An 8,961-nucleotide genomic window follows, 5' to 3' on the forward strand; every position below is an offset into this window, starting at 1 on the left:
GCCCATCACCACGATGCCGGTGGGCTTGGCGGCTACCGCCTGCTTGAAGTTTTCGATCATCTTCTGGGGTTGCCAGTCGGAGTAGACCAGTCGCAGATCCACTCCCAGATCCTCTGCCGCCTGCTTGGCGCCATTCTGTACCACGGTGACGTAGGATTCGCCGACCGGGCCGCCGAGATCAAACCAGATGGTCATATCCTTGCCGGAGGGGGCGGCGCCCGCCTGGGCTGCCAGCAGGCAGCCCGACATCAGCAGGCCGGTCAGCCAGCGTTTGGCCATGTGAGTGTGGCCAGTGTGCGTGTTGTGCATGGTATTGCTCCTTGTTGTAAATAGGGGGTCGGTGGCTCCCGTGTTGTGAAACACTGGTCATCCGTGGCGCCGGTTAAAAGCGGTGAGTGCCGCGATCGGGTATTGGACGGTTAATCGGTGTTTTCCTGCCTGCTCAGGCGGCCGGATAGCGGGCGAGTTCCTGATAGTCTCCATCCGCTTTGCAGTTTCGAAACGACTGGTCGTGTTGCTTTAGCAACGCCTTGCAGCGGACTATTTCACTACGCCACAGGGGGCGGGGGCCTCGTCATCGGCGTGGTTGGGCAGTGGCATTACGTGCACCGGTTTGAACTCGGCCATGCACTCGTACATCTTCGTCTTGCCGTCGCAGGTGGAGCAGAGCGACACCCCACGGCGCTTGCGGCTATCACCACCTCCTGCGACATAAAAGTGCAATAGGTGCCGACCCGAGGGATCTGTCGCTCCTTGAGTACCATCACGGCCAGACAGTCCTGACAACGGGCATCTGAAAAGTTATCGAAAATGGCTGGCAGCTCGGTGACCAGTGACATAGGCGATCCTGCCCTGACGTGAAAATGAAGAGACGGTGGTGCTATCCATGACGGCCCGTCAAACTGCGGGAATTATACCTTTGGGGGGGATTGGAAAATTGCGGTGGATCATGAGGAGTCATGCAAGGCCTTAATAACAGACAGGTTATTGATAAGGGGGTGATTTAGCGTAAGTGGCAACAGAGGGAGATAAAAACGGACACCAGGGGTGTCCGTTTGGGTGTCAGTGGCGTAGACCGGTGCCGCGGGAGATGAGCCACCAGGCGATACCGTAGAGGGCCACGATAAAGCCGATGATGATGAGGTAGGCGGTGCCGAGCGGCACGTCGGAGATACCGAGGAAACCGTAACGGAACGCGTTCACCATGTAGATGATGGGGTTCACCTGGGAGACACCCTGCCAGAAGGGGGGCAGCAGGCTGATGGAGTAGAACACCCCGCCCAGATAGGTGAGCGGCGTCAGCACGAAGGTGGGGATGATGCTGATGTCGTCGAAGGTTTTGGCAAACACCGCATTGATAAGGCCCCCCAGCGAGAAGAGGATCGAGGTGAGCAGCACGGTGAAGCAGACGCTGAACAGATGGTGGATCTGCAGCGGCACGAAGAAGAGCGACACCAGGGTGACGATGAGGCCGACGCAGAGGCCGCGTGCCACGCCCCCGCCCACGTAACCGGCGATGATGACGTAGTTGGGCACCGGCGCCACCAGCATCTCCTCGATATTGCGCTGGAACTTGGCGCTGAAGAAGGAGGAGGCGACGTTGGAGTAGGAGTTGGTGATCACCGACATCATGATGAGGCCGGGTACGATGAACTCCATGTAGGTGAAACCACCCATGTCACCGATGCGCGAACCGATCAGGTTGCCGAAGATGACAAAGTAGAGGCTCATGGTGATGGCGGGCGGCACCAGGGTCTGGATCCAGATCCGGGTAAAGCGGCTCACCTCCTTGGCCAGAATGCTCTTGAAGGCGATGTAGTACGTGGTCAGGTTCATGCTTTTCTCCCCTCTTCGACCAGGGTGACGAACAGCTCTTCCAGCCGGTTGGCTTTGTTGCGCATGCTCACGACCTGCACCTGCTGGTTTGACAGCTGCTCGAACAGGTTGTTGAGGGACTGGCTCTTGTCGAGATCCACCTCCAGGGTGCGCTCATCCTGCATGCGGCCGTTGAACTCTGGCACATCAGGTACGGCAGAACCTGGCGCAAGGTCGAGCAGGAAGGTTTCGCGGCTCAGCTTGCCCAGCAGGTTTTTCATGCTGGTGTTTTCGATCAGGCGCCCTTTGTCGATGATGCCGATGTTGCGGCACAGCATCTCCGCTTCTTCCAGATAGTGGGTGGTGAGTATGATGGTGACGCCCTGCTCGTTGAGATCCTTGAGGAAACTCCACATGGAGCGGCGGATCTCGATATCGACCCCGGCGGTCGGTTCATCGAGGATCAGTAGCTTGGGTTCGTGCATCAGGGCGCGGGCGATCATCAGGCGACGCTTCATGCCGCCGGAGAGGGTGCGGGCAGGCATGTCGCGCTTCTCCCACAGATCGAGCTGGCGCAGGTACTTCTCGGCGCGGATCTTGGCTTCCGCCTTGGGCACACCGTAGAAACCTGCCTGATGGGTGACAATCTGGATCACCTTCTCGAACTGGCTGAAGTTGAACTCCTGCGGCACCAGCCCGAGCTGGGCCTTGGCCTGTTCCAGATGGGTGTCGATGTCATAGCCGAATACCTTTACCTTGCCGCCACTCTTGTTCACCAGCGAGCTGATGACGCCGATAGTGGTGGATTTACCAGCCCCGTTGGGGCCGAGCAGGGCGAAAAAATCCCCCTGCTTGACGGTAAGATCGATGCCTTTCAGGGCTTCGACGCCCCCCTGATAGGTCTTTTTCAGGCCGCTGATTTCCAGAGCGTTCATTGCAACCTCTAATTGGCTGAACCCGTCTTGATAGAGAAAAGGCGGCCGAGGCCGCCTGCACAGAGTAAAGGGCGCAAGACCGCTTCACCCGTGATATTCCTGACCCTGGTTTACTCCTGGGGTACCACTTTGCCGATGAAAGGCAGGTTGCGGTATTTTTGGGCGTAGTCGATGCCGCAGCCGACCACGAATTCATCCGGAATGGCAAAGCCGACCCAGTCAACCGGCACCTGTACTTCGCGGCGGGAGGGTTTATCCAGCAGGGTGCAGATGGAGAGGGATTTCGGCTCGCGCAGGGAGAGGATCTCGCGCACCTTGTTGAGGGTGTAGCCGGTGTCGATGATGTCTTCAACGATCACCACATCCTTGCCCTTGATGTCGTCATCCAGGTCTTTGAGGATGCGCACGTCACGACTGCTGTGCATGCCGGAGCCATAGCTGGAGGCGGTCATGAAGTCCAGGGTGATGGGCAGTTGGCACTGACGGCAGAGGTCAGCCAGGAAGACGCAGGAACCGCGCAACAGACCGATCATTACGACTTCGTTGGAACCCTGATAGCGGGCGGTGATCTCTTCACCCAATTTGGCGATCCGGGCGGTTATGTCAGCCTCGGAGATCATCACCTCAACGGTGTGTTTCATCACTTACTCCCATATGGCCAAAGGGAAACTGGCCTTTCATGAATATCAAAACCGATGATTCTACCACTCATGTCGAAGGGTGCTAGCGATACGTGGTGCTTTTATCGGCTTATTTTAATTGATAGAGTGAGCAGGCACTCAGGCATGATTAGTTACAATACTATAAACACCATAATCAATAACTATTAGATGATAAAAACTATGGAACCACGCGCAGAAATAAGACGTCGTACCCGGCTGTCGCCGGAGGCTCGTCGCAACCAACTGATGGAATGTGCCATCGAAGTGTTCTCCCGCCGCGGTATCGGTCGTGCTGGTCACGCCGAGATCGCCGAACAGGCCAAGGTCTCTGTGGCTACCGTCTTCAACTATTTCAACACCCGCGAGGAGTTGGTAGATGAGGTATTGGCCGAGATCGAGCGCTTTGTGAACCAGATGCTGTCGCAGGCATACGGTGACCAGGGCTCCATTTTCGACAAGATCCAGCGTCATGTACGCCTCTCTGTCGATGCGGCCTACGACCAGCCCGATTATGCAGGTATCTGGCTGGAGTGGAGTTCATCGGTTCGGGAAGAGGTATGGCCTCGCTATACCCGGCTGCTCGATCAGTGTCTTGAGCTGATCGCCAGCGAGCTGCAAACCGCCATGGATGCAGGGGAGATCGCCAGCGTGCTGTCGGCGCAGGATCTGGCCCGATCTTTGAGCGGTTTTGGCTATGTGATGATGCAGATGATCAATCAACCCCAGCGCCCGGCGCGCGAAGAGGTGACTGATTTCCTGTTCAAGTACGTGACGGCGCCAATTCAGGCTCGCTAACACGGCTTAACGAAAAAACGGCGTCACTCATTGAGTTGCGCCGTTTTTTTATGGTCGGATGTGGCGGTCAGCTCAGTGGTGGTCATAGCCCCAGCGGCGGGTTAGCTCATGCTCGACACCGAGATGATCGAGGATGCGGGCGACCATAAAGTCCACCAGATCCGCGATGTTTTTTGGCTCATGATAGAAACCGGGGGCGGCAGGCATGATGGTCACCCCGAGCCGCGCCAGTTTCAGCATGTTCTCCAGATGGATCGCCGAGAAGGGGGTTTCGCGGGGCACCAGGATCAGCTGGCCGCGCTCCTTGATCACCACGTCCGCAGCCCGTTCCAGCAGGTTGTCGGAGGCGCCGTTGGCAATGGCCGAGACTGTGCCCATGGAGCAGGGACAGACCACCATCTGTTTGGGGGCCGCCGAACCGGAGGCCACCGGTGAGAACCACTCCTCCTTGCCACAGGCGACTATCTGCCCCTCTTTGGCGCCATATTGGCGACAGAGATAAGCCGATAGCTCTTTCGGCGAGCCGGGCCAATCCTGCTGCTGCTCGGTCTTGAGTACCACTCGTGCCGCCGATGAGGCGAGCAGGTAGACCCGATAGTCCGCCTGCACCAGACACTCCAGCAGGCGCAGGGCGTAGGGGGCGCCGGAGGCACCGGTCAGCGCCAGGGTGATCGCTTTGTTCATAGTTCGCCGTGATAATCCTTGAGGCGGGCGATCAGTTTGTCATGAATGCCGCCGAAGCCGCCGTTACTCATGATCAGAATATGGTCGCCATCGCGGCTCTCGGCCACCAGCCGGTTGATCAGGGTCTCCAGATCGTTGAACACCTTGGCGGGTTGAGTCATATGGGCTGTCACCTCGCCGAGATCCCAGCCGATGTTGGGGGGCTGGAAGAAGAACACCTCGTTGGCACCATCGAAGCAGCCAGCCAGCTCCTCCTTGTGAACTCCCAGCTTCATGGTGTTGGAGCGCGGCTCCAGCACTGCCAGAATACGTGAGCCGCCTACCTTGGCGCGCAGGCCGCCGAGGGTGGTCTCGATGGCGGTGGGGTGGTGGGCAAAGTCGTCATAGACACTGATGCCTGCCACCTCGCCCTTGAGCTCCATCCGCCGCTTGGGGGATTTGAATTGGCAGAGCGCCGCGATGCCGTGCTCCACCATCACGCCAGCATGACGGGCGGCAGCGATGGCCATCAGGCCATTGTTGACGTTGTGTTCGCCGATGCACTCCCAGTGCACCTCGCCCTGCTTTTCGCCATCCAGCCACACCTCGAAGGCGGAGCCGTCATCGGCCAGCTTGACCGCTTTCCACTTGGCGTCGTCCTGACCCACCAACTCAACCTCGCTCCAGCAGCCCATCTTGCGCACGGCCGTGAGGTTGTCATCGGCTTGCGGGAACAGCACCCGGCCGTTGCTCGGCACGGTGCGCATCAGGTGGTGGAACTGGCGCTGGATGGCGGCGAGATCCGGAAAGATGTCCGCGTGGTCGAACTCCAGGTTGTTCATCACCAGGGTGCGCGGGTGGTAGTGAACGAACTTGGAGCGTTTGTCGAAGAAGGCGCAGTCATACTCGTCCGCTTCGATGACGAAGAAGGGGGCGGAGCCGAGACGGGCCGAGACCGGGAAGTTGCCCGGCACGCCGCCAATAAGGAAACCGGGCTCCAGCTTGGCGTACTCCAGCACCCAGGCCAGCATGCTGGCGGTGGTGGTCTTGCCGTGGGTACCAGCGACGGCCAGTACCCAGCGATCCTGCAGCACGTGCTCCAGCAACCACTGGGGGCCGGAGATATAGGGCAGATTGCGGTCCAGCACATATTCAACACAGGGGTTGCCGCGGCTCATGGCGTTGCCGATCACCACCAGGTCCGGCGCCGGATCGAGTTGGGAGGGGTCATAGCCTTCGGTCAGTTCGATGCCCTGTTGCTCGAGCTGGGTGCTCATGGGGGGATAGACGTTGGCATCCGAACCGGTCACCCGGTAACCAAGCTGTTTTGCCAACACCGCCAGACCACCCATAAAGGTGCCGCAGATCCCGAGAATGTGAATATGCATACCGCTTCCTTTCGCAGTAAAGGGAAGTGGGCATTCTAGGGGGTGTTGCGGTGGTGGCACAAGCTGCACTCTGGGTGAGTGGTCCACAGAAGCTGCACGGGAGGTAGAAATCCTGTCGCCCTTGGGGCGTACGAGGTTGGAATGATTGGGGCTTATTTGAGGCTTGATTTCGTGTCGTACTCCCTTACAATTCTTCGGTTTTGTGACGCACTCTACAGTTTTACGATATCGCCCTTTTCCAAAGGAGAGTCCCCATGGGCAAGTTCCTGCTTTGCTATCTGGTCGGTGGTCTGGTGGCCATCAGTTGGGCTGCGCTGCCCGCCCATGGTCCCTGGGATCAGTGGGACCTCGCGATTTTTCATACCGTTAACGGCTGGCTCTGGCAGTCGGCTCGGTGGGCCGATCTGGTGGCCATCACCAATAACCGGCTGTTCGATTTGGCGGTGTTGGCCTGCATGGGGCTGATCCTGGCCCGCTGCTTCTTCGCCCGGGATCTGGCGGGTCGTCGCCAACTGGTGGCAATGGGCATAGTGATGCTGCTGAGCGCACTGGTGATCAACCAGCTTGGTCACCGATTGCCGGTGGAGCGACCCAGCCCGACCTTGATGGTGGCCGATGCGCTGCGGGTGACCCAGATCAGCGCTATTCCGACCAAGGACTCTTCCGGTGACAGCTTCCCCGGCGATCACGCCCTGTTCCTGATGATCTTCACCGGCTACGCCTTGCGATATCTGCCGCGCTGGGCGGGAGTCACCGCATTGCTGATGGTGCCGCTCTTTTCCTCGCCGCGCATTCTGGCCGGCGCCCACTGGTTTACTGATGTCTACGTCGGCGCGCTGGGGCTGGCGACCCTCTGCCTGCCCTGGCTGCTGTTGACCTCGCTGGCGGATCGGCTGATAGAGCGCATCGCCCCCCGATTGGCCCGTGTGCCGCTGCTGCGCAGTCAGACCCACTGATTGAACGTCGCAAAATAAAACGCCCCGACATGAAAATGCCGGGGCGTTTTGTTATTCACCCGCGAGAGTTCAGCCTTGATAGCCGTTCGGGTTGTTGCTTTGCCAGCGCCAGGTATCGACCATCATCTGCTCCAGACCGCGCTCTGCCTGCCAGCCCAGCTCGGCACGGGCCAGCGTCGGCTCTGCCCAGCACTCGGCGATGTCGCCCGGGCGACGGGGTTTGATCTGGTAGGGAATGGGGCGGCCGCTGGCCGCTTCAAACGCCTTGACCATCTCCAGTACCGAGTAGCCCTGACCTGTGCCCAGGTTGTAGGTGAAGACGCCGGTGTCGCTCTTGATGCGCGCCAGTGCTTTCAGGTGGCCGATGGCGAGATCCACCACATGGATGTAGTCACGTACGCCGGTGCCATCCGGGGTCGGGTAGTCGTTGCCAAATACCCCCAGCTCCTTGAGCTTGCCGACACCCACCTGGCTGATATAGGGCAACAGGTTGTTGGGGATGCCGTTGGGATCTTCACCAATCAGGCCGCTCTCGTGGGCGCCGACCGGGTTGAAGTAACGCAGCAGTACGATAGCCCAGCGGGGATCGGATTTGGCGAGATCACGGAGGATCTCCTCCACCATCAGCTTGGAGCGACCATAGGGGTTGGTGGCGCTGGTGGGGAAATCTTCCCGCAGCGGTACCGAGGCGGGATCGCCATAGACGGTGGCCGAGGAGCTGAATACCAGCCGGAAAACCCCGGCATTGGCCATCTCTTCGCACAGCACCAGAGTGCCGCTGATGTTGTTCTGGTAGTAGGTGAGCGGGATCTGGCTCGACTCTCCGACCGCCTTGAGGCCAGCGAAGTGGATGACCGATTCGATCTGGTGGTTGGCAAACAGCTGCTGCAGGCAAGCTCTGTCCAGCACATCCCCTTCGACGAAGGTGACCGGTTTGCCGGTGATCTGCTCGACCCGCTTGAGTGACTCCGGTGAGGAGTTGGAGAGGTTGTCGAGTACCACGACCTGCTGCCCCGCGCCGAGCAGCTCAACCAGGGTGTGGGAGCCGATATAGCCGGCGCCCCCTGTGACCAGTATTGTCATTTTTTATCCCGTGTTCTGGTGAAACTGGGGCAGAGTCTACCCGTCCTGCCCGCTCGGGAAAAGGTTGAGATACCAATGAAGCCCTTTATGTATCTCAATAATCGAGACTGATATCCCCTTTCGCGGTGCAGGAGCAGGCCAGAGCAACGCCGCTCTCCAGATCCTGCGCACTCAGGGTCATCACGCTCTGGCGCTCGATGTCACCTGTGGTGGTGCAACGACAGCTGCCACATACCCCGGCGCGGCAAGCGGCCATTATGGTTTCGCCCGCCGCTTCCAGCGCCGCCAGCAGGGTCTGACCCGGCAGGATCTTCACCTTCTTGCCGCTCTTTTTCAGGGTCAGCCAGAAGTGGTCGCTGTTGGTCGTGGCTGGCTCTGCGGGAGGAAGACCGAAGGACTCCTGATGCAGTTGCTCCGGCGGCAATCCCAGCTCCGCCAGCATGGTGCTGATAGCCGCCATATAGGGGGTTGGGCCGCACAGATAGACGTGACGACTCAAAAGATCCGGTACCAATTCTCTCAACATATCCGCAGTGAGTCGGCCCACCCAGGGATGAGCCGTTGGCGCCTCTTCCAAGATCAGGGCATGGCGCACACCGGCATGGGCCGCGGCCAGCGCAGCCAGTTCGTCTGCGAAGATCACATCCTCCGGCGAGCGGGCGCT

The 8,961-nt window shown here is 59.4% G+C and carries 10 protein-coding genes and 1 pseudogene; 2 read left to right on the plus strand and 9 right to left on the minus strand.

Annotation, left to right across the window (positions count from 1 at the left end; all coding sequences use genetic code 11):
• The 5 genes and pseudogenes from ACRAUW_RS14910 to hpt form a co-directional block, all read right to left on the minus strand.
• Positions 1-309: hypothetical protein (locus ACRAUW_RS14910; RefSeq protein WP_431362905.1), on the minus strand; the 309-nt coding region annotated here is incomplete at its 3' end.
• Positions 310-514: 205 nt separating this feature from the next.
• Positions 515-839: pseudogene (locus tag ACRAUW_RS14915) on the minus strand (2-hydroxyacyl-CoA dehydratase); the annotation flags it as partial.
• Between the two features lie 223 nt (positions 840-1,062).
• The gene (locus ACRAUW_RS14920; RefSeq protein WP_033135008.1) at positions 1,063-1,836 is read right to left on the minus strand and encodes an ABC transporter permease; all 774 of its coding nucleotides are present in this window, start codon (positions 1,834-1,836) and stop codon (positions 1,063-1,065) included.
• A complete protein-coding gene (locus ACRAUW_RS14925) occupies positions 1,833-2,750 on the minus strand; it encodes an ABC transporter ATP-binding protein (RefSeq protein ID WP_431362906.1) in 918 nt (305 codons plus the stop codon). The genes ACRAUW_RS14920 and ACRAUW_RS14925 overlap by 4 nt, the downstream gene beginning before the upstream one ends.
• Positions 2,751-2,860: 110 nt before the next feature.
• Complete coding sequence (hpt, locus tag ACRAUW_RS14930; protein ID WP_431362907.1) at positions 2,861-3,391, minus strand: hypoxanthine phosphoribosyltransferase; 531 nt, start codon at positions 3,389-3,391, stop codon at positions 2,861-2,863.
• Between the two features lie 201 nt (positions 3,392-3,592).
• Between hpt and ACRAUW_RS14935 the strand changes: the two genes are divergently transcribed.
• On the plus strand, positions 3,593-4,207 hold the full coding sequence (locus ACRAUW_RS14935) for a TetR/AcrR family transcriptional regulator (RefSeq protein ID WP_431362908.1): 615 nt from the start codon (positions 3,593-3,595) through the stop codon (positions 4,205-4,207).
• A 72-nt stretch (positions 4,208-4,279) separates the two neighbouring features.
• Here the strand turns inward: ACRAUW_RS14935 and ACRAUW_RS14940 are convergent, their stop codons facing one another.
• Both ACRAUW_RS14940 and mpl read right to left on the minus strand, forming a co-directional pair.
• Positions 4,280-4,891 (minus strand): flavin prenyltransferase UbiX, encoded by a 612-nt coding sequence (locus ACRAUW_RS14940; RefSeq protein WP_431362909.1) that lies wholly within the window; start codon positions 4,889-4,891, stop codon positions 4,280-4,282.
• The gene (mpl, locus tag ACRAUW_RS14945) at positions 4,888-6,258 is read right to left on the minus strand and encodes a UDP-N-acetylmuramate:L-alanyl-gamma-D-glutamyl-meso-diaminopimelate ligase (protein WP_431362910.1); all 1,371 of its coding nucleotides are present in this window, start codon (positions 6,256-6,258) and stop codon (positions 4,888-4,890) included. Before mpl ends, ACRAUW_RS14940 begins: the two co-directional genes overlap by 4 nt.
• A gap of 254 nt (positions 6,259-6,512) precedes the next feature.
• On the opposite strand from mpl, the gene ACRAUW_RS14950 reads away from it, so the two are divergent.
• Positions 6,513-7,214: a phosphatase PAP2 family protein gene (locus tag ACRAUW_RS14950; RefSeq protein ID WP_431362911.1), complete on the plus strand. Its 702-nt coding sequence runs from the start codon at positions 6,513-6,515 to the stop codon at positions 7,212-7,214.
• A 69-nt stretch (positions 7,215-7,283) separates the two neighbouring features.
• On the opposite strand, the gene galE is transcribed toward ACRAUW_RS14950, so the two are convergent.
• Together galE and ACRAUW_RS14960 are read right to left on the minus strand one after the other, a co-directional pair.
• Positions 7,284-8,297, minus strand: a complete 1,014-nt coding sequence (gene galE, locus ACRAUW_RS14955) for a UDP-glucose 4-epimerase GalE (RefSeq protein WP_252412427.1) — start codon at positions 8,295-8,297, stop codon at positions 7,284-7,286.
• A gap of 94 nt (positions 8,298-8,391) precedes the next feature.
• Positions 8,392-8,961: 2Fe-2S iron-sulfur cluster-binding protein (locus tag ACRAUW_RS14960; RefSeq protein ID WP_431362912.1), on the minus strand; the 570-nt coding region annotated here is incomplete at its 5' end.

Source organism: Aeromonas sp., from assembly GCF_050633025.1.
Lineage (GTDB): Bacteria > Pseudomonadota > Gammaproteobacteria > Enterobacterales > Aeromonadaceae > Aeromonas.

Bases quoted from the DNA above. Each gene is read 5' to 3' on its own strand.
- ACRAUW_RS14920 (WP_033135008.1), bottom strand. From the start codon at position 1,836: ATGAACCTGACCACGTACTACATCGCCTTCAAGAGCATTCTGGCCAAG.
- ACRAUW_RS14925 (WP_431362906.1), bottom strand. From the start codon at position 2,750: ATGAACGCTCTGGAAATCAGCGGCCTGAAAAAGACCTATCAGGGGGGC.
- hpt (WP_431362907.1), bottom strand. From the start codon at position 3,391: ATGAAACACACCGTTGAGGTGATGATCTCCGAGGCTGACATAACCGCC.
- ACRAUW_RS14935 (WP_431362908.1), top strand. From the start codon at position 3,593: ATGGAACCACGCGCAGAAATAAGACGTCGTACCCGGCTGTCGCCGGAG.
- ACRAUW_RS14940 (WP_431362909.1), bottom strand. From the start codon at position 4,891: ATGAACAAAGCGATCACCCTGGCGCTGACCGGTGCCTCCGGCGCCCCC.
- mpl (WP_431362910.1), bottom strand. From the start codon at position 6,258: ATGCATATTCACATTCTCGGGATCTGCGGCACCTTTATGGGTGGTCTG.
- ACRAUW_RS14950 (WP_431362911.1), top strand. From the start codon at position 6,513: ATGGGCAAGTTCCTGCTTTGCTATCTGGTCGGTGGTCTGGTGGCCATC.
- galE (WP_252412427.1), bottom strand. From the start codon at position 8,297: ATGACAATACTGGTCACAGGGGGCGCCGGCTATATCGGCTCCCACACC.